Origin of the sequence: Clostridium sp. (genome assembly GCF_016650095.1) — a bacterium.
Lineage (GTDB): Bacteria > Bacillota > Clostridia > Clostridiales > Clostridiaceae > Clostridium_AD.
The window spans coordinates 1-22,068 of the sequence record NZ_JAENWL010000016.1 but is presented as its reverse complement, the minus strand read 5'-3'; the positions used below and the strand labels follow the sequence as shown (position 1 = coordinate 22,068).

Below are 22,068 nucleotides of genomic sequence, written 5' to 3'. Positions count from 1 at the left end.
TACGTATACTCGAGTTTAACCTTGCTCCCTCCCTGTCCCTGCTCTGCTGGTGTAACTATTAGTTTTATAGGTACCCTATTCCTAAGTTCCTCCACATGACTTATTATTCCCACAGACAAAGTGCTTGAATGAAGCTTTTCAAGTGAATTCATTACTATCTCTAAAAGGTCCGTGTCTAAAGTCCCGAAACCCTCATCTAAAAAGAAAAACTCTAGTGGAGCACTACCTTTTAGTTGAATCTGTGAGGATAGTGCCAGTGCAAGACATAGTGAGGTTAAGAAAGTTTCTCCACCGGACAAAGTGTTAGTTTCACGTCTTGTGCCTCCATTAAAATCATCCCTCATAACAAAGGCTCCATCAGCATCAAGTTCTAGTGCATAACGTCCTCTTGTTATTTCCTTTAAGCGTTTTGATGCCTCCATAGATATATATTTCAGTTGCTTCATGGCTACATATTCTACAAATTTATTCCCTTGTATTAAGGTGTCAAGTTCTCTTAAAAGACTAAGCCTATGTTCTACTTCACCCTTCTTTACTAAAATAGCTTTAATTTCTTGTAGTTTCCTTTCCATTTCCTCTAGGGCACGATATTGGGCACCCAAATCCTTATTTTTTTCTTCTAAAACCTTCTGGACTGATTCTCTTTTTTCTTTTAACTCTTCAAATAGGCCAGCATCTATTTCTTTTCCACCAAGCAAACTTTCTACTCTTTGCAAATTGTCTGTGATGCTACGCTCCACTTGTTCATGCTGTTTTATTTCTTTTTCTATTAGTATTAAGTCTCCTCTTGGAATTAAATATAGTGTAGCTATTTCACTAGTTTCAAAGAAGTTTTCTTTAAGCGATAGATTTAATTTTTTTTCTCCCTCAATTAGCATCTTTAAAAGCATTTCACTTCTGTTTTCTTCACTGGTCTTCTGAGTATCGATGCTTTGCTTTTCTATATTCTCTTTTTCTAAAATCACTTTTAAACTGGACTCTTTTAAAGTGATGTCTTTTATTTCGTTTCTTACTTTTTCTATTTCAATTTCCGGAGTAAGAGCATTTAAAGAAGTAGGTGACGTTGAAGGCGTGAATCCACATAGTTCCACAATTTGGATAGTCAAACGTTCTATTTCTTCCTTTTTCCCCTTTCCACTAGTTTCTATTTCTGTTTTTGAGTTGGTAAGATTCTTTAAGAACTTGTCTACATCTATCCTTTCCTTTTCTAGTGTTACTATATCTACTCGAAGCTTCTTAGCTGTGGCAGTTAATTTTATTACCTCATTATCTAATTCTTTAAGTTGCTGTATTTTTTCTTTCGTGGATTGTGATACTATATCTGCCCTTTGTTTTTGTTTAAATGACTCTTCTTGCTTAAGCAAGTAACCTTTAAAAAGCTGGGACTCTTCTTTAAATCGTTTTAGTTTTTCTAATGCAATAGAAATCTCGCCCTCTATTGCTATTAGTGCTTCATTTTCTTTTTTTAAGCCTTCCCTAAGTGTCGCTGCCTCACTGTCTATCTTACTTTTTTCATCCCAAATTTTAATTAATGCTAAGTCTATCTCAGTTTTTTGTTTGTTGTAATTTTCTAAGTTTTCTTTAAACTTACCTAATTCTTTTTCGCTTGTGTTCTTCTCCTCATAAATTTCCTCAATGTTTACCCCACCAAGCTTTTCACATACTAGTGCTAATTGATTATTTATATTCTCCGCATCTCTTAAAAGCTCAGCCTTTGTGATCTGCTCCTTTTGATAATCTTTAGATAGTTTTTCTAAGCTTAACTCTTCTTTTTGCTTTGATTTTTTTACATCTGCTAAAGCAGTAGTATATTTTAGCTCTGCTAACTTAGGATGATGCTCCGAACCGCATACTGGGCATAGTCTTGGTTCACCTAGTTCATTTCCTTCTTGTAAATTAGAAGCTAAAACTGCTGCCATGTCGCTTATCTCTATTGTTTTTATCTCTTTTTCTATACTTTCAAGCTGGTTCTTCGTATTTTCTATAGTTTTTTCACTATTTTCTAAGTTTAAACTAACTTTTTCAATATCACTATTAATAATACTACATTTACCTTGAAGCTCGCCCTTTATTTTATTGTTTTCTACAGCTTTTTCTAGGGTATCTCGTAATGTGCTATACGACTTCTGTTTGTCTAGCAACAAATTATTATCACCCGGGAAATTATTCGCTAGTTCTTTACTTTTTTCTTGCAAAAGCACTAATTTATTATGTTTACTTTCCTGCAGTAATATTGCTTTTTTATACATTAGAGATGTAGTATGTGTAGCCTTTTCCAAGGCTACCTCTTTATTTTTAAACCCTTCTACATTCTTCTCCGCAGCTAAAACTTCTAGCTCACTATTGTAAGTGTTTTGCAAAATTTCCCTATATTCTGGCAATATTTCTATTTCACCTAGACTTTCTTCGATGACTCCTAGTTTCTTTTCTTTTTTTACCTTATTATCTTCAATAAGATTGTAATCTAAATTCTTTTGGCTTATATTGTGTGTAAGCTCTTTATGCTGCTCTAAAAGAGCATTTTTTTCGATAGCGAGGCAGCTTATTTTCTTTCCGATAGATATAGCTTGTTTTAGATTAGCTTCCTTCTCAATTAAAATAGGGAGTTTATTATTTTTAGAGTTCCAAGCTTCCTCATAAGAGGTTTTTGTAATACTTAGCTTTTCACATATAACTTGAAAAGCGCTACTTAGTTTCTGGAGGCAAGCGTGGTTTGTAGCCATGCTTACTTTGGTGTCACTAACATTCTCAATAAAGGGTTTTACGTTTAGTGCTGAGCTTCCTTTAGTGAATTTTTCTTTTTTACTTTTAATTTCTTCTTCTTGCTCTTTTAAGTCAGCTACCTTTTTTTCATACTGGTTTTTTTCTTGTTGTAGCTCCCAGGTCGTTTTGTATTCTTCATATTGCTTATCTAAAGTACTCTTCTGCACTTTAAGTTCTTTTTCTTCTTCCTTTAAATGAGTTAGTGTCTCCTTTATTTCATTATGAGCTTCTTCACCTATATTTTCATAGCCCTTCATTTCTCCCTCGAGCATAGTTTGAGTCTTTAAGTTTTCATTTCTAACTATTCTTATTTTTTCATAGAGCTTGGTACCGTATTTTTCTAAGGCAAATATTCTCTCTAGCATATTTCTTCTTTCTTTTCCATTAAGCTTTAAAAATTCATTGAATTTACCTTGTGGCAACACCACAGATCTTGTAAAATCCTCAACTTTTAATCCTATAATGTCTATAATGTTTTCTTCAACGTCCTTTGGACCTTCTGCTAGCACCTTATTTTCTAGAGGATTTTCCTTATTTATTTCTATGAGCCTTGCATATGCAGTTTTGAAGTATCCAGTTTTCAATCTCTTTATACATCTTTCTGATCTATATAGCTTTCGAGTTCTTCCTACCCCTATTTCGAAATCATAGCTTATTTCTACTACATCGGTCTCTGTGTTTACAAACTCTTTTGTGTCTCTAGATACTTTTCCATAAAGAGCTATAGTTATCCCATCTAAGATAGTTGATTTCCCACTAGCCGTTGGACCGAAGATACCGAAAAGTCCTTTTTCTGTAAGCTTTGAAAACTCAATAGTCTGCTGCTCTACAAAGGAATTTAACCCCTTAATTTTAAGATTTACTGGTTTCATCGATCAAATCCTCCTCATCATCTATTGCTATACTTAAGAATAATTCCATTATCTCTTTTGAAGGTTCTAGCCCACCTTTTGCTTTTATAAAATATTCTTTAAACATTTCCTCCATTGATTTTTCCCTTAGGCTTTCCTCTAAATCTTCCGCGCTGTCAATGCCTTCTATAATTGGTTGTATGGAAACTATGTCCGCTCTTAGTCTTTTCATTTCCTTTATATTCTCTGTGCTTATTATTTCTACTGTCTTTATTTCAAGGTACACCCAAATACTACGTTCGCTTTCTTCTTTGCATTTTTCTAATGCATCTTCCACGCTGTCACATTTCCATACTTCTATAGGCTTATAGTTTCTAAACATTATTTGTGATATTTCAGCCTCCTTGCCAGCTTTAACATCTACGAGATACGCTCCCTTGCTATAGTTTATTTCACTTTTACTATATTGAATTGGGGAACCGGAATATCTTATCTTGCCCTTAGTTCCTGGCACCTTTTGTGGTCTATGAAGATGACCCAAGGCTGTATACTGCGCATTATCTGGAAATTCAGAAGGTGAAACTGAAAGACTTCCTCCAAGTTGAATACTTCTCTCTGATCCACTTTCCTCTCCCCCCATAACATAAAGGTGGGATACTGCTATGTTTACGGTATCATCTCTATATTTAGTAGATAGCATTTCAAGTAGCTCTCCTATTCTGTCAGAGTAGCTCTTTTGCCTTTCCTCATCACTTATCCCTATTGAAAGTACTTCATTTAACCTTTTTTCACTTGGATATGGCAGTGTTATAATAACCGCCTTTTCACCTCTTATCCTAAGTTCTAAATAACCTTCACCACTTTCTATTATCTCAAAGTCGACTTTATTTTCAGAACTAAATTCTCCAAATACACCCTCTCTTGCTATGCTCTTTGGTTCGCCGAGTAGTATCACTCCATGCTCATATGCAAGTGGGCTAGCCGCTACTAACCTTTCAGGATTATCATGGTTCCCTGCCACGACTATCACTGCTGTTTTACCACTTTGCGTTATATTCTTCAGTGTACTATAAAACATTTTTTCTGCCTTTGCTGGCGGATTTCCATTGTCATAGATATCTCCAGCTATAATAACTAAATCTATATTGTTATTTTGAGTTATCTCAATAAATTCTTGTAGAAATTCTTCCTGTTCCTCTAGTCTACTGTACTGCTCCAGGGTCTTCCCCAGATGCCAATCGGAGGTGTGAAGTATTCTCATTTTTTTCGCCCCTTCCTTAACTTTTTATTTTACTTCTACGGCTTCATCTATACTAAATAAGTATAGATAGCTTTCTTTGACTTGTTTTCCAAGGGTCGCTTCTAGTGCTTTTGCATAATAATCCAGCTGAGATTTGTATTTCTCTATTAATGAAGAGGTCGCTCCTCCTTTGACGGAGTCCGTTTTATAATCTACTAGAATTATTTCTCCATTCTCCTCAAAATAGCAGTCTATTATTCCTTGAAGTATTATTTTTTCATCTCCATATATTTCAATCGAAAGATTTTTTTCTATATCTGTTGCACTAATTTCCATATGGAAGGGCACTTCTCTTTTTAAAACCTTTAGGTCATAAGCTTTTATCATTCTTTTCCCAAGATCTGTTTTAAATAACTTTACTAGTTTTTCTGCTCTTACAGCTTTGCCCTCTTCCTTTGACATTAAAAGTTTTTCAACCAAAATCTTAATTTGCCCCTCAATTTCTCTTATTGTTGAGACTTTAGTTAAATCTAATCTCTGGACCACTGAGTGCATAGCGGTTCCTTTTTCTGCTGGAGTTAACCCCTTAGTTTCCTCTAGAAATTTAGGTTTATTTATAAGTCTTGGCGCATATATATTATTCGAGTCACCTTCAGTAAGCTCTGCATTAAATTTTCTTTTAAGTTCTGTTACTGTAAGTACTGTTGGCATTTTTGTAGACATTTCATATTTATATTTAAATCCTAGTCTTTTCTCAATTTCCGCAAGGTATTTATCATCTGTGGCTTCATCCTGAAGGCTGGCTAACTTTTCCTCTGCACGTTCCGGACTTTCTTCTTCCTCTACGTTGTTTTTCACTATGTGCTCTCTATTCCAGAAGCATACTTCAAAGCTAGCGGGATGACTTAATAGGTTTACGTTATTCTCATCGATTTCTATTAGCTCTCTTAATTGTTTCCCGTCGTTGTGTCTTATTATCGCTGGCACTATCCAATCCAAATAACTTTTGGCTTTTAAAATTTCATATTCACCTAGTTTTTCAGTATTTTCTTCTAAACTAGAGCTCATTCTAGATAAGTTTTTCTCTATATTTCTCATTGCCCCCGTTATGATTAGCTTTTCCTTTGCTCTTGTTAATGCCACGTATAGCACTCTCATTTCTTCTGAAAGACTTTCTATCTTTATTTTCTTTTTTAATGCTTGTTTTAGTATTGTAGGATATGAAATTCTACGCGAGGAGTCTACAAAATCCGGTCCATATCCTAATTCATGATGAAATAATATGCTCTTATTTATATCCATTAGGTTAAAGTTTTTTCCCATACCACTTAAAAATACCACAGGGAATTCTAGCCCTTTACTTTTATGAATACTCATTATCCTAACTACATTTTCATTTTCACCTAAGGTTTTAGCACTGCCCATATCTCCACTGCTTATTTTTAACTTGTTTATGAAGTTTATAAAATTAAACAGTCCCTTATAGCTGGTTTCGGCGTATTGCTTTGCCCTTTGGAAAAGCACTCTTAAATTAGCTTGCCTTTGAATTCCTCCCGGCATGGCTCCTATATAACCGTAATAGCCAGTGTCCGTGTATAAATACCAGATGAACTCATCAATGGGCATATACTTACATATCTGCCTGAAGTGGCTTAATTTCCCGAGGAACTTTGTAAGCTTTTTAGTTACCGATGCATTGTTATTCGTTGATTCGCTTTGCTTTGATTCTGTATATTCTGTTTCTATAGAACCTTTGAAGTTTAACATTGCCTCATAGAAACACACTTCTCTCTGACCTATTCTTATGTCTACCAGTTCCTCTGAGGTAAATCCTCCTATTGGAGAACGTAGTACTGAAAGCATAGGAATATCCTGTCTTGGGTTATCTATAATTTGAAGGAGACTCATGATTATTTGAATTTCTACGGTGCTAAAATATCCAGTACCTGTATCTGCATAAACAGGTATACCCGCAAGCTTTAATTCCTCCAAAAATGATGGCGCCCAATTGGATGTAGCACGCAGTAATATTACAATATCCTTATAGGCTGCATTTCTATATTCTTTAATGTTTTTATCAAAAATTTTAAACCCTTCACCTTCATTATGCAGCATTAATTCTTTTATTCTTTTTGCCACAATTCTAGCTTCTAATTGGATATTTGTAGGAGTCTCTTCCTCATTTGTTTTGCTATCTTCTTCTCCTGATTCCTCTTCACTCTCTACATTTGGGGTATCTTCTTCCTCTATACCTTTAACTTCCTTTTCAATAAGATGTAGCTCCACCGCTCCTCCTACTACTCCGGGGCCTTCACAATCTTCAAAATGTGCTCCTAAATTTAAAGCTTCTTCATCTGTATAGTCAAGATCTCCAATATTTTTACACATTATTTGTTTGAAGATATAGTTTACTGCATTTATAACTGGTTCTCTACTTCTAAAGTTTTTGTACAAAGTTATTTTTCTAGTTTTTGCTCCGTAAGTCTTTGAATATTTATTATATTTTTCTAAGAAGAGTTCTGGCCTTGCTTGTCTAAATCTATAGATACTTTGTTTTACGTCTCCTACCATGAATATATTCGGAGCACCAATTTTCTCTCTTGAAATTATATTTAATAGTGTTTCCTGCACCATATTACTGTCTTGATATTCATCTATCATGATTTCTTCATACTTATTTCTAAGACTCACTGCTACAGCAGAAGGTTCTGGTTTTCCGTCAGAATCTAATATTACTTCTCCCTCTTCATTCTTTTCAATCAAAATATCAAGGCAGTAGTGCTCAAAGTCATTGAAATCAATAATTGACCGTTCCTTTTTCTTTTCTCTATATTTTTCCTGCAAATCTATAACAAGTCTTGATAACTCCATCATTTGCGGGTACATTTTTTTAATATCCATTAAGGAAGTCTCTGAATTTGCATTCATTACCTGTTGCTGTAGTTCTAGTAATTGTTTTTTCACCTTATTTCTTATTTCTTGTACTACCTTTTGCTTTTCCTTATCCTTGCAGGCCTTAATAGTGGTGAGTTTTGTAAATTTTAAAACTTCAAACACTCCAGCCAAGTTTTCAAAACAGTTGCCTGCAGCACTGCGCAGGTCTGCAATCAATGCTAAATCAGCTTTGAATACTTCCTCATATAATCCAATGGCTTCATTACCCACTATTATTTTTATTGCCTTAACCATTACTTTTTCAATGCCTTGTAGCTCTATTTTAATATCTCCCATTAAAACCTCTGCCCAAGGGGTATCACTAAAGCGATATCCGTCTTTAATGTTAAAATCCTCTGCCGCATCGAGTAACCACTTTACCGGATTTGTAGAACTCATGGCAAAATTATAAAGGCTTAGCACTATAGCTTTTAGTCCTAAGTCCTCTTTATTATTACTGTAGGCTTCGACTAGCTCTAAAAAGCTAGGGACCTCCTCTAGGACTAAACTACTATTTTCTTCGACCTTATTCTTTTCTTCAATTAATTGTACATATCTATCTTCAAAGAGCTCCTCTAAAGCTTCTTGTTTTAAAAGCACGGCTTCTGTTGCGTCTGCTATTCTAAAATTAGGATCTAAATCTACTATATGAAAATTGCTTCTAATAACATCAAGGCAGAAGGAATGAATAGTTGTAATGCTTGATTTATTTAATAATGTTAACTGCCTTTGAAGTAACCTGCTTTGTGGATTTTTATGGAGTTCCTTTGAAATTGCCTCAGCTATTCTCTCCCTCATTTCGGATGCGGCGGCATTCGTAAATGTAACCACTAAGAGCTTATCTATATCTGTAGGCCTGTTTTCATCCGTTACTATTTTTATTATTCTCTCCACTAGTACTGCAGTTTTTCCTGATCCTGCAGCTGCCGCTACTAGAATATTACAATCTCTAGTGAAGATAGCTTTTTGTTGGTCCTGCGTCCAATTAACCTTTTTTTCATCTGGGCTAATTTCATTCTCTTTATTTATCATTACTATTCACCTCCCCCTGAGCTTCATTAGATAATAGTTCCCAGACTTCTTTGTCCTTCCTATCTTTTATTATCTTATAAGTATTTTCCTTAAGCGATGGGTCAAATTGACAAATTGATGTGAACTCACAGTAAGTGCAGGGTGTGACATCCTTTTTCTTGTATGGCTTTATATCTATTTCTCCACTTAGCATTTCTTCACAGGTGCTTATTAAATTCTCCTTAACATGATTAAGCAACATCTCAAACTGCTCTTTAGTTGCAACTGATGACCTTGATCCTAATTGTCCATCTTTTTTAATAGACACTGGTACAACTAGAGAAGCACCCTCAATATTTCTATCCATTTCCCTAATTATCTTAATATCTGCTAGGAGTAACCCTTTCATTTTTAAAGCTTTCATTACAGCTTTTTCTAGTTCTTCTTCATCTAAATTATTTTTAGCCTTTATTACAGGGTCATCTATTTTAAAATACAGTATGCCTGCTGGGAAAATTGGTTCTTTTGAAACTTCGCTTTCATTTCTAAGCATGGCATCCAAGTAGGTCAATAACTGTATCTGAAGACCATAATATACATCAGACAGTTTAAAATCCTTATTACCGGATTTATAATCTATTATTCTGTAAAATTCTTCTCCCTCTGTAATTAGCTTATCCACTCTATCAATCCTACCAACTAGATTTACCATTTCACCTGTGGATAGCTCTACTTGTATCGGTGGATAATCTCCTTCTTCAAAGCCAAAGGATACTTCGTAACCAAATGGTTCAAATCCACTATTTTTCATTTGCTCAACTATGACGTAGATAGTTTTCTTTAAAACTCTTTTTAATCTTTCTGTAAAGTACTTGTACCTTGGTGTACTGTTTAATATATACCCACTTATTCCTTCCTCTGCTTCTTTTTCTACAATGGTTGCAATATTTTTCTCGCACCAATCCTTCTCAAGGTTCGCCCACTTCATTTCGCTTTTATCCACAAGTTTCGAAAAATTATCAAGAACACTGTGCATAAAACTACCTAGGTCTGGTGATGAAAATGTGAAAGTTTTTCTTTCCTTAGCTTTTAGTCCATATTGCACAAAATAAGCAAAGGGACATTCTTCATATTTTTCTATCCTAGATACGCTAAAATAGTTTTTTTCTCCATATAATAGTTTCACCTTTTCTTTTTCTAACATTTTCACTTCATTCTTATAGTCAAATCCTCGAAACATGGCATTACTCTTTTCTCTCCATTCTGTTTCCTTCTGGTACCATTTATAAACTTTAATCCAAAGATCCGATATATTACCTTCCTCTAAATATTTTCTTAGAGCGAAAATTAAACCATTAAAGGTTGGCACTTTTGCACATACCTCGCGAAGTTCATAATCACCGTGTATACATTGCAATCCTTCTTGCGTACTTTGCAAGCCTATTTGCGTACTTTGCAAAACTTCACTGTATTCTGTTATATTACTTTCCTCTATTAATCCTTTAAATAGTGCTTTAAGTCTAGTTATTATAATAGAAGGTCTTAGGGTTTTACCTTCATAATCTGCTATGGGATAACTTATATTTAAATATTTGCTTGGAATGGTTATGGTAGCATAAATTAAATACTGCTCATTAAACACCTCAGTTTTTGTGTCACTGGCCAATCCTACCCCGTTTTGTTTAAAAATCATTCTATCATCATCTGTAAATATTCCCTCTTCCTTGCTTGCTCTTGGGAACACTCCATCATTTACCCCTACAATGTACAGCGCACTTATCTCATGACTTTTTATACGCTCCACGCTACTAACTGTTACTCCGTCTAGTGCTGGTGGAATTAGTCCCATTTGATGTTTACTAAAGCCCATGGATAGAACTTTTACAAAATCATCTAAGGATAAGGTTTCCGTTCCTAGTACCTCTACCATCTGATCTAATAGCTCCATAACTAGGTTCCATATCTTACTGTATTCGGTAACGAACTCCTGCGCCCCTTGGCTTTTGAAATCTTCTATCCATTGCTCCAAGGTTTTATATACCTTTATGGTTTCAAGAAATTCAAATAGCACAGTGCAAATTTTTGTAGTCGTACCCCCACCTTTTAATTTCTCTTTAAATTGTAGTAAGGGTATTATGACCTTATCTCTAGCATCATTTAGAATTTTAATAGTAGCCTCTACTTTTTCAGTTTCACTTGCATCCATCTCTGAAACTTCCCCCAGGTCTGCTTTATCTCTATTATAATAATCTCTAAAATAATATTCTATTTTTTCCTGCCAAAGTTCAGGCTCTGTCCATTTTTTCTTCCCCTTAATGCCCGCTGCGATAATGAAATTTTCTAATATATCAATATGCTCCACTTCTATATCTAAAAGCCCTGTTTTAAGATACCTAAACACTGCCTCATAGCTAAAGTTCTTAGTGAAAATCTCAATTGCTGAGGTTATTAACACAATTAATGGATTACTTGTTATATCTTTTTTCTTATCTATAAATAAAGGAATATTGTATTCTGTAAATATTGCTTTAATTAACTTTTCATAGCTAGGTAAGTCTCTTGTTACCACCGCTATTTTATTAAATCTTATACCCCCATCACGACATAACCCTAAGATATCTTTCGCCACATGCTCTATTTCAGAATAGGCGTTTAGAGCTTTAAATACCTTTATATTTTCACATTTTTCGGTGGTTGGTGTATATGGAAATGCAAAGTAATTATTTTCAAGGAATGAAAGCTGTGTATTACCTTTAAATTTCTGTTCTTTGCTACCTTGTAGCTCTATTGGCTTATCTATACTTGTCCCACTAATCTCTGCTAAACCTAAAAGCTTACTTTCTGTAAACTTTATAGAATAAAAGGCATCAGCCTCCTCCATAAATTTGGAATGTTCTGAGCTTTTTAGGGGCAAGGTTATATTTATCCTATTAGCCTTTATATACAGCTTTTCTAGTACCCCATACTGCTGAGGTGTAAAGCCTGTAAACTCATCAATCCAAAACTCCGCACCATCAAAAATAGTACATTCATCTAGAGCCGTATATAAACGGGTCAAATCATCATCTGGATCCACATAGTTTAGATTTAAAATTTTATCGAATTCACCATATATAAGTGATAAATCTGTTATTTTATCTATAAGTAAGGGGTGCGCTCCTTCTACTAAGGAGCTCTCTCCTAAATTTTCTTTTACCTTATTTAAAGCTTCCACAGAAACACTATATTTCTTAAACTCTGTTATTGCGCTAGCTACATTATCTACAAAACCCTTTTGCCTGGCCGCGCCTCTAAATACTGTGAATTCATCTTGTTTCTTTTGAAGTATGCTATGAATAAGCATTGCCTTTCCAGAAGTATCCATAGGTTTACGAGTTATGCCACCTACCTCGCTAAAAACTCTGTACGCTAATCTATTAAAACTAAGTACTTGGACGTTTTTTATTCCTGTAGATCCAACTACTTTTATAAGATTCTTTTCAGCTTGAAAAGAAAATTGTTCTGGAACCAAAAGTACTAAGGGCCTTTCACGTTCATCTATACTTCTAGTTTTTATATCATCTAAGCAGAAAGTACTTTTTCCTCTGCCCGCTCCTCCATAGATAAATCTCAAACTCACAAAAACACGTCCTTTTTTTTTAAAACTTAGTCACATGAAAATAAACTAGGCTAGAATAGCATGTCTCGCATACTAACTTGTTATTTATTTGAATGCGCCTCCATACATTATACCATGTATGATTTTATATAATAGCTAAGTACAGTTTTTATGGTTTCCTTTTTTATCATAATGTGCATATATTATATTAGACATATTTATAAAATGTGTAAAATTTTGCATGTAAAATATTCAATATATGTGCTATACTTTCTGTATTATATTATCTTACAAAATTAATGGTGGGAGGAATTACAATGTACACTTTGAAAAATTTTTCCGAAATAGAAGTAACTATACTATTAGAAGAAGTATTAAATCGCTATGATACTATTTGCAAATGTGAAAAGTGTAAATTAGATATTAAGGCTTTAGCCCTTAACTGCTTGGATACGAAATATACAGTTTCTGAGCAAGGTGAAATGTATACTAAAGCATTAGCTGAGATTGACAAGCAGCAAACCATTAATGTTATTACCGCTATTATAAAAGCTATAGAAATAGTATCTGCTAATCCAAAGCATTAGATATCTTTGGATGTCGCAAAGTAAACCTTTTCATATATGTATTTTAGTAACTATGAGGTATACCAAAATGATACGGAAAAATGTAAAAGACCCATCTATTTCAGATGGGTCTTTATTTTGGCACGCCCCCTTGATAACCCCAGTTTTAAAGGGACTATCAAGAAGGTATTTATACTAAAAATATTCTATTAAATGAGATCCGTTATTGCAGTTCTCATCCTATTCATTTTAGCCTGCTGTCCAACCGCCATTAAACAATTCCTTCTAAAATAAGTATAGTGTTTCCATTCTCATCATGCGATTCAACGACTCAAATAAAGTGTGGTACGAACCTGAATGATATATTATTTATTATTTTTCATATCTTCTTTTAAGAAGTACCTAAGTAATTCTGCACGTTCCACTTGCTTTTTTTCTAAAGCTTCTGTGGTCCAATCATAGAAACCACTCCCACTTTTACTTCCTAAATTTCCTGCTTCAACTTTATCCTTAAGTAGATTAGATGGTTCTGCAGAATTACATAAATCTTTAAATAAGTATGAAGATATATTATCGAATATATCTAATCCTCCTAAATCTGCACTACATAATGGTCCTGTTACTGGAAGACGGCGTCCAAACCCGTACTCAACTGCTTTATCAACTTCTTCAATGTCTGCAAAGCCTTGTTCTACAATATACATAGCCTCTCTTAAGAGAGCAAGTTGCATTCTATTACCTATAAATCCAAGACATTCTTTTTTCATTTTAACAGGTTGTTTTCCTATTGACGTAATCCAGTCTGCTGTTTTCTCAACTACTTCCACAGATGTTTTCTCTCCTGGTACCACTTCTACTAGTGGAATCAATTCTGGTGGACACCAAAAGTGAGCTATAACCATTCTTTCTGGGTGTTTCAAATGTTTTGCTATCTCCGTTGGACTTAACCCTGATGTATTTGACGCAAGTATAACACTTGGATCACATAAGGAATCTAACTCTCCATACACCTTTTGTTTTATTACTAAATTCTCAGCTATACATTCTATTACTAGTTGTGTATCGCAAACAGCATCTTTTAATACCGTTACTATAGATATTCTTTTTAAAATCTCCTCCGATTTTTCTTTTGTGAGCTTACCATTATCTACATTCACGGAAATATTTTTCTTAATATTTTGAAAACCTTTGTTTAAATTCTCATCTGATATATCATATATATTTACATTTAACCCTGATTCGGCACATAATTGAGCAATACCATGACCCATGGTACCAGAACCTATAACTGTAATATTTTTAATGTTCATATTAATCTGGATTCTATTTCAATAGAACCAGATTCACCTCCTTATTGTTTTTATTATCATTTGATACCTAGATACACTTCCACCCCAGCAATATTAGCTGGGGTGGAAGTTCCATTATTAAGTTTGTTGCTTAAACGCAGCTTGAAGCCACTACAATACTTCTTGGCAGAATGTTCTTTGATAGCGCTACATCTTTCATGTTAATAAGAAGCGTCCAAGTTGATATGACTGTTCTTGAAGCACTAGAAGTAGATCAAAAATGTGACTTCGCTAATTGGATTGTACCAGGCAAGAAGTTATATCACTTACTCAAATTACATTTTCTTCTGTATAACTGTACTGATTTCAATACTTAAGTGATCCCTTTAATACATAATTTCAATTAATACTTCTATTTGGTGCTTTGAAGTTTTGCTATAATTACATCTTTCATCTCTTTCAATTTTTCTTCTCCCGCATTCAAAGTTTTTCCCTTGGAATACATATATATCTTAATTTTTGGCTCTGTCCCTGAAGGTCTTACAGCGTACCAGCTCTCATCATCAAAATAGAACTTAAGTACATTTGATTTTTCTATTCCACTAGGTTCTTCTGTTCCATTAACTACGTCATAAGATTTTTCTATATCATAATCTATAAACTTAGTAAGCTTTGCACTACCTATAGACTTTAGATAATCTTTTCTGTATTCTATCATCATTCTAGAGATTCTTTCTTGACCTTCTATACCTTCTAAAACTATAGATATTAGGTCTTCTCTATAATATCCAAATTCTGTGTATATCTCATCTAGTATATTTATTAGAGTTTTTCCTTGTGTTTTATAGTAAGCTGCCGCTTCACATAAAAGCATGGAAGCTATTACTGCATCTTTATCGCGAACAAAAGTCCCAGCAACATACCCAATGCTCTCTTCGTATCCAAATATAAATTCAAAGCTGTTGTCTTTTTTAAAATCATGTATTTTCCCACAAATGTTTTTAAAACCTGTTAGTACTTCAAATGTTTCTACCCCATATTTTTTTGCTATAGCTCTTCCTAAATCCCCTGTTACTAGGGATTTTACTATAGCTGCATTACTCGGAAGTGTGTTCTTTTCTTTCATTCCCTCTATAATATATTTTATGAGGATTGCTCCTGTTTGATTGCCATTAAATGCAACATATTCTCCATCTCTACCTCTAACCATTATGGCAAGTCTATCACAATCTGGATCTGTAGCTATTAATAATTCTGCTCCTTCTTTTTTCCCAAGCTCTCTTGCATATTTAAAGGCTTTTACATCCTCTGGGTTTGGGTATCCTACCGTTGTAAAGTCTGGATCCGGGTTTTCTTGTTCTGGTACTACTATTATATTAGTGAAGCCTCTTTCTTTTAAAACTCGCCTTACAGGTACATTCCCTGTGCCATTTAGAGGTGTGTATACAATTTTTATATCTTTATCTATGTCTTCTCTTATAGAAAGGCCCTTTACCTTCTCTGTATACTCATCATCCATAGATTTCCCAAGCATTACTATTAATCCTTTTTCCTTTGCTTCTTCCATGTCCATAACTTTTATAGTACTAAAATCCGTAATGCTCTGGATTTTTTCTGTTATCCCATTTGCTGTAGATGATAAAATTTGAGCGCCATCTTCCCAATATACTTTATACCCGTTGTATTCCCTAGGGTTATGGCTAGCAGTTACTACGATTCCTGAAGCAGTACCCAATGTTCTTACCGCATAAGATAATTCTGGAGTAGGTCTTAACTGTTCAAATAAATAAGCCTTTATTCCATTTGATGCCAAAACTTGTGCTGCTCTAGCTGCAAATTCTTCAGAGTAATGTCTGCAGTCGTAGGCTATTGCTACTCCTCTATCCATATACACTTTGCCATAATCCTTAATGTAGTCCGCAAGCCCTTGCGTTGCTCTTGAAACTATGTATAAGTTCATTCTGTTAAGTCCTGCACCTAATTTCCCTCTTAGCCCCGCTGTTCCAAACTCTAAATCCATATAAAATCTATCTTGTATTTCTTTATCATCTCCACCTATTGACCTTAATTCTTCTCTGGTCTTTTCATCGAAGTACTCATTGTTTAACCATTCTTCATATTTTTTCATATAAGTCATTTTTACTCACACCTTTCTATATAATTATTATTTAGTATCATTATACATGATTCACTATGTATTTTAAATGTTTAATGGTATTTTAAGGATATATTTAACAATTATGAAAATAGTACTTGTAGCAAATCTTCTTATTTACCATATACTATAGTAGGATACATTAATTCCACTTCAGAAGGGAATCCCTCCTCCTTCTCCTTTTATTTATGAGTATTTTTAAATAATTATTTATTATCCCCCCTTCTGAAGTAATTTATTACATTTTTAAGTTCTTATTAATATAGATTAAAATAAAAAAAGTATATATTAGGTAAATTAATTTACCTAATATATACTTTTAGTAATTTACTAAGCCATAGAGCTTATACTATCTACTTTGGTAGAGTAATATCGTTAACTATTATTTCTGTGCGTCATATACCATCTTAGATACTTTTGCTATAACTTCGTCTGCCTGTGAAACCTCCTTTGTAAAAATAACAATAATATATGGATTTTCCTTGTATACAATGGCTGTATCATTTACATAGGTCGCAAAGTCCCCAATTTTATGAGCTACAATTTCTCGAGGTATATACTTGTCTATCCTATCATGGTACTTTGTTTTTTTCATGGTTTCAATCATAGCACTGTAGTATTTATTATTCTCAGGATTTAGATATAATCTTTCTAAGATTTTAAAGGAATCCTTTGGCGTAATATTATTTCCCTCATGAACTACAGGATGGCCAACGATTTTTTCAATATAATTATATTTATTATCATTACCTACTTTTCCTAAAATCATATTTATGGCTATATTATCAGAATATATTATTGAGTAGTCACTTAAAGTCTTTAAAGCAATGGGGTTAATTAGGTCCTTATCTTGAAGTATTCCTGCACCCTCTTCGAAATCACATTCTTTATATTTTAATTTTTCATTCATATCAATTTTTTTATCCTGCACCATATCATACATAAGCATATTTATAGGTACCTTTATTGTACTGGCAGCTGCAAACTGCTTGTCCGAATTTATCTCAATAAATTCCTTTGAATTTATGTCATAGTAAACCATTCCAAATTTATTTATATTGTCGCCTACAAATACTCTAATTTTTTTTTCTAAAATGTCTAGCTGAGCTTGTTTTTGAGAATTTTCTTTTAATATGCTTTGCCTGTACTGTAATAAATGCTCATATGATAGCAATTCATATCCAGTTTCAGGTATGTTTTCATGTGCAACGTCATTATTACTTTTATTATACGTTGATGAATAATTAAACGCGAGAATATTTCCGCTTGCCTCTACCCGTTGTTTGCTTATAGTCAACGTTGCAAAAAATGCCATTATTGCTAGTAAAATGACAATATCTTTTTTCCCCATCTAACAATTCCCCCTTGTAATTCTGAGTGAGTGATAACAATTACTAATTGTTATGTCCGTAATCCCTCTTACTACCAAAATATACCTTATGGGTGTCATTTAAATTACAAATATACCAATAACTTATAAATTAACTTTCTAACTTACATTATACCTTAAATTTCATCAAAACTATAATTTAAATTATCTAAGCATTCTACAGTCTACGCACTATTATATTTTCTCAATATTCAGCATATAATATAGATATACAAAGGAGCTGATAATATGAAAGTGAGATTATGCAAAAAAAATAAATGGACCGGCACTATTATTTCTATGATAACCGAAACTCATCCTGCTATAAAAATATCTAGAAAAAAATGTATTGGTAAATGTCATAAATGCAAAGTCGCTCCTATAGCCATGGTAGATAAGGAACTATTAGTAGGTAAGGATGAAAAAGATTTATATAATATGATAATTAACAAATTATAATTGCTTAAAACATTATTAAGGCGCATAAAATAAATAACAAAGATGCTAGTATGCATCTTTGTTATTTAAGTGTAGCTATTATATATATCACTTAGTGAAATTCCATGTCCCTTTATTTTTAATTATACTCTTTGATTAGATTAGTTTTTAGGAATTGCTCTTCTATTTCATCTGCTGGAAGTGGTTTACTAAAATAATAGCCTTGTATTTGATTGCAGCCCATGCTTTGTAGTAGTTTAATTTGATCATTACTTTCTACGCCTTCTGCAATAACATCTAAGTCAATTTTTTGTGCAAGTTGTATAATTCCATCTACTATTGCTCTTTCTCTCTCATTTATAACAATATTGTCTATAAATGACTTGTCTATTTTTAATGTATTTATCGGTAACCGTTTTAAATAACTAAGAGAAGAATATCCTGTTCCAAAATCATCTAAGGCAATATTTATACCAAGGTCTCTAATCTCGTTAAGTAATTTAATACTCTTATCAAAATCCTTCATCAAAATACTTTCTGTAATTTCTAGCTCCACAAATCTCGTATTAACCTTTGTTTCAATTATAATATTTTTTAGGTTTTTTTCGAAATTGTCATTTTGCAGTTGAATTGCAGATAGATTTATTGCAATAGTATCATACACGTACCCTTTGCTTTTCCACAAATTATTTTGAAGGAATGCATTTTTTATAACCCAGTTACCCATAGGAATTATTAGTCCACTTTGCTCTGCAACAGGTATAAACTCTTCCGGGGATATTCTGCCAAGTTCAGAACTATTCCATCTTAAAAGCGCTTCAAATCCTTTTATTTTATTGTTTATAATATCTATTTGTGGTTGATAATAAATTTCGAGCTCATTATCTTCTAAAGCACTTCTTAGCCCTTTTTCTATTTCAACACGTCTTACAACCACATCACTCATACCCTTGTTAAAAAATGAATATTTAGATTTACCATTGTATTTAGCGCTATACATTGCAGTATCAGCATTTTTAAGTAAAATATAAGTTTTATGACCATCATCTGGGAATACAGTAATACCAATGCTCGCTGAAGTATATACGTGTTTATCATCTATACTTACCTGACAGTTTAATGAGCTGAGAAGTTTTTTACAAAGACAACTTATCTCGGAGTAGTCCTCAATATTTTTCATCAGAATAAAAAATTCGTCTCCTCCTACCCTTGAAACAAGGTCCCCTTCTCTAATAGAATCTTTAAATGATATTGCAACATTTTTTAACACTTTATCTCCATATTCATGACCTAAAGTATCGTTAATTTCTTTAAAATTATCTAAGTCAATAAACAACACAGCAAATTTAACAGGTTTATCATTTGCCTTAATGATTTCATTTTCCAATGTATTAATAAATAATTTCCTATTAGGTGTGTCCGTTAATAAATCATAGTACTGCAATCTATTAATCTTTTCTTCAAAATCCTTTTGACCAGATATATCTGTAGCAGATCCTGAAATTTTATTTGCAGCTCCCTTTTTATTTCTTAGACACTTACCTCTAATTAAAACCCACTTATATCCGCCGCCATTAAATTTAATTTTTACACTACTTTGGTAATATAATGTTTTGCCATTAATGTGATTATTAAAATCTTCTACTGCACCTCTTCTCTCTTCTTCAACAACTAACTTCAATAAATTCTCAATAGTAGTTATAGTAGCTTTATCATACCCCGTAATGTCGCTAAATTTATCTGAGCAAAAAAATTCTTTAGTTATGAGGTCAACTTCCCATATAGCATCATTGGAACCTTCTAACGCTAACTTATATCTTTCTTCACTTTTTTCAATTATTACTTGTTTTTCATGTAATTCATCATATTGCGCCCTTAGTTCCTCTTCTGCAGCTATTAATTGTTCATAAGTGGCTTGAATTTCCTCATAATTTCCTTTTAATTTACTAGACCAGCTTTTACTTTTCTTAGTATATTCACGAATCAAAAAATATAATATAAAAGATGATATAAGGACATAACCCACACCTTTTATTGTTTGTATACGCAAGATTAAAGTTTTACTTTCAATAAAAGCATTTAAAATTCTATCTGAAAATAATATCCAAAGTCCACCAATTAAAGCATATATAGTAGTTACTTTAAGTGGCATTCCGTCCAATGTGACATTATCATAAAATAAGCACTCGCTATTGTTTCCTTCAGCTTCCGCTTTGGCTGTTAATTTTTCTCTTGTGATTTTACTCAATTCTTTTTTTTTCCCATTCACCAATTACCCTCCTATTAACATATATAAATAATTTAATGCCATTTTATATTTTTTTTGCCATAACATTATTATTATCGTCCGCTTTTCATATTTATTTATAGTTTTTTATTAATAGTTTTTATAACTTACATTTATTTTTTTCTTATACTTTTTCATTAACATTATTATACAATCCGAACCATAAAACTGTACTGTTTTACATATTAAGTTAATGAGTTATAAAATACAAGATGTTTTAGTCACTATTTATATTTTTAAGATAATTGCACCGATATTGTAACTTTATCGTAATACATTATAATGCATTATAGTCTATTATAGTATATATTAGTGTTTTTTAAAAAGGAGAATGTAAATGAGAAAAAAAAATTTATTTGTTATTATGATATTTAGTGTTCTATTTATAGGATCAATGTATATCTGTTCTTTAAATAGTTTTAAAATTAAAGATAATGAATTCAAAACCCAATCTTTAAAAATTGAATTAGAGTCCTTAAAAGTTGAAAATCAGGCTTTAATAAAAGCAAATTCTCAGCTCAATGAAACAAATTCCACTGTTGCAGAAACAGTTGCTAAATTAGAAACTATTATAAATTAATACAGATATTTACTTGATTGTCACTTACACAAAAGGAGGATGGTAATATGAGAATTTCACAAAGAAATAAAAGACAAAATAAGCGTGCATTAAGATTTTTATTAGTTAAAATTTTCACTTTCACTTTATGTATTTCTCTACTCGTAAGAACTGCAGTAAGTGAAACAACTGTTGTAGCCAGTGAAAATGAAAGTGATTCATTAAAACAACAAATAGTACAAATCCACACAGATAATAAGAATTTAAAATCACAAAATAACAATCTCAGAAGTACCATCAAGCAAAATAATGACATATTTAAAGAAAATTTAGATAATACAAAAATTGCCTATCTAACTTTTGATGATGGGCCATCAAATAATACTTTACAAATTTTGAAAATCTTAAAACAATATAATATTCAAGCGACCTTTTTTGTAAATGGTCACCCTAATTTAAGACCTTTATATAAAGCAATTTCTGATGCGGGAAATGTTTTAGGAAATCACACTTATAGTCATCAGTATAAAAACATTTATATATCACCAGATAATTTTAAAAAGGATGTTGAAAAGTTAGATGCATTACTTACTGATATAACGGGGAAGGAGCCTAGTCATATTTTAAGATATCCAGGTGGCTCTAATAATGAAATTGGTAATGACTATGGCGGTATAGGAATAATGAACAATGTAATTAAAGAGATGAATAATGAAGGTTACCTTTATTTTGATTGGAATGTTGATTCTAGCGATGCTTCCACTTTTCGTCAAGACAAAGATAAAATCGTACAAGCAGTCTTAACTCAAAGTAGTCAAAAAAAACATGCTATTATATTATTACATGATTTAAATCCAAAGACAACAACTGTACAAGCCTTACCAGAGATTATTGAGGGTCTTAAGAATCAAGGATTTATCTTTGATGTACTTTCTAAAAATATTTATGCTCCACAATTTAAAATAGTAAAATAGCCTATAGTTATAAGAGCTATTTGTTCTTATTTTT

General features: G+C 32.7%; 13 protein-coding genes. 5 read left to right on the top strand and 8 right to left on the bottom strand.

All coding sequences use genetic code 11. The features are described from left to right. The 4 genes from JJE11_RS02285 to addB all read right to left on the bottom strand — a co-directional run. On the bottom strand, positions 1–3,635 hold a 3,635-nt coding region (locus tag JJE11_RS02285), incomplete at its 3' end, for an AAA family ATPase (RefSeq protein WP_291632632.1). After that, positions 3,616–4,875, bottom strand: a complete 1,260-nt coding sequence (locus tag JJE11_RS02280) for an exonuclease SbcCD subunit D (protein WP_291632631.1) — start codon at positions 4,873–4,875, stop codon at positions 3,616–3,618. The genes JJE11_RS02285 and JJE11_RS02280, both read right to left, overlap by 20 nt. A 24-nt stretch (positions 4,876–4,899) precedes the next feature. Continuing rightward, positions 4,900–8,820, bottom strand: coding sequence for a helicase-exonuclease AddAB subunit AddA (addA, locus tag JJE11_RS02275; protein ID WP_291632630.1), 3,921 nt, complete (start codon positions 8,818–8,820; stop codon positions 4,900–4,902). Beyond that, the gene (gene addB, locus JJE11_RS02270; RefSeq protein ID WP_291632629.1) at positions 8,810–12,418 is read right to left on the bottom strand and encodes a helicase-exonuclease AddAB subunit AddB; all 3,609 of its coding nucleotides are present in this window, start codon (positions 12,416–12,418) and stop codon (positions 8,810–8,812) included. Before addB ends, addA begins: the two co-directional genes overlap by 11 nt. A 296-nt stretch (positions 12,419–12,714) precedes the next feature. On the opposite strand from addB, the gene JJE11_RS02265 reads away from it, so the two are divergent. Then, entirely contained in the window at positions 12,715–12,984 is a 270-nt protein-coding gene (locus tag JJE11_RS02265; protein WP_291632628.1) for a late competence development ComFB family protein, read from the top strand. A 344-nt stretch (positions 12,985–13,328) separates the two neighbouring features. Here JJE11_RS02265 and JJE11_RS02260 read toward each other — a convergent pair whose 3' ends face one another. Beyond that, positions 13,329–14,273: a 3-hydroxyacyl-CoA dehydrogenase family protein gene (locus JJE11_RS02260; protein WP_291632627.1), complete on the bottom strand. Its 945-nt coding sequence runs from the start codon at positions 14,271–14,273 to the stop codon at positions 13,329–13,331. Between the two features lie 170 nt (positions 14,274–14,443). Between JJE11_RS02260 and JJE11_RS02255 the strand changes: the two genes are divergently transcribed. Beyond that, on the top strand, positions 14,444–14,629 hold the full coding sequence (locus tag JJE11_RS02255; RefSeq protein WP_291632626.1) for a hypothetical protein: 186 nt from the start codon (positions 14,444–14,446) through the stop codon (positions 14,627–14,629). Positions 14,630–14,664: 35 nt separating this feature from the next. On the opposite strand, the gene JJE11_RS02250 is transcribed toward JJE11_RS02255, so the two are convergent. Beyond that, positions 14,665–16,389, bottom strand: coding sequence for a phospho-sugar mutase (locus JJE11_RS02250; protein WP_291632625.1), 1,725 nt, complete (start codon positions 16,387–16,389; stop codon positions 14,665–14,667). A 400-nt stretch (positions 16,390–16,789) separates the two neighbouring features. Further along, positions 16,790–17,758 (bottom strand): serine hydrolase, encoded by a 969-nt coding sequence (locus tag JJE11_RS02245; RefSeq protein WP_291632624.1) that lies wholly within the window; start codon positions 17,756–17,758, stop codon positions 16,790–16,792. Positions 17,759–18,025: 267 nt separating this feature from the next. On the opposite strand from JJE11_RS02245, the gene JJE11_RS02240 reads away from it, so the two are divergent. Beyond that, entirely contained in the window at positions 18,026–18,235 is a 210-nt protein-coding gene (locus tag JJE11_RS02240; protein ID WP_291632623.1) for a DUF1450 domain-containing protein, read from the top strand. 118 nt (positions 18,236–18,353) lie between these two features. On the opposite strand, the gene JJE11_RS02235 is transcribed toward JJE11_RS02240, so the two are convergent. Further along, positions 18,354–20,483 (bottom strand): bifunctional diguanylate cyclase/phosphodiesterase, encoded by a 2,130-nt coding sequence (locus JJE11_RS02235; RefSeq protein ID WP_291632622.1) that lies wholly within the window; start codon positions 20,481–20,483, stop codon positions 18,354–18,356. A gap of 355 nt (positions 20,484–20,838) precedes the next feature. Here JJE11_RS02235 and JJE11_RS02230 point away from each other — a divergent pair, with 355 nt between their 5' ends. Both JJE11_RS02230 and JJE11_RS02225 read left to right on the top strand, forming a co-directional pair. After that, positions 20,839–21,081 (top strand): hypothetical protein, encoded by a 243-nt coding sequence (locus JJE11_RS02230; RefSeq protein ID WP_291632621.1) that lies wholly within the window; start codon positions 20,839–20,841, stop codon positions 21,079–21,081. Between the two features lie 47 nt (positions 21,082–21,128). Next, the gene (locus tag JJE11_RS02225) at positions 21,129–22,034 is read left to right on the top strand and encodes a polysaccharide deacetylase family protein (RefSeq protein WP_291632620.1); all 906 of its coding nucleotides are present in this window, start codon (positions 21,129–21,131) and stop codon (positions 22,032–22,034) included. Positions 22,035–22,068 lie beyond the last annotated feature (34 nt).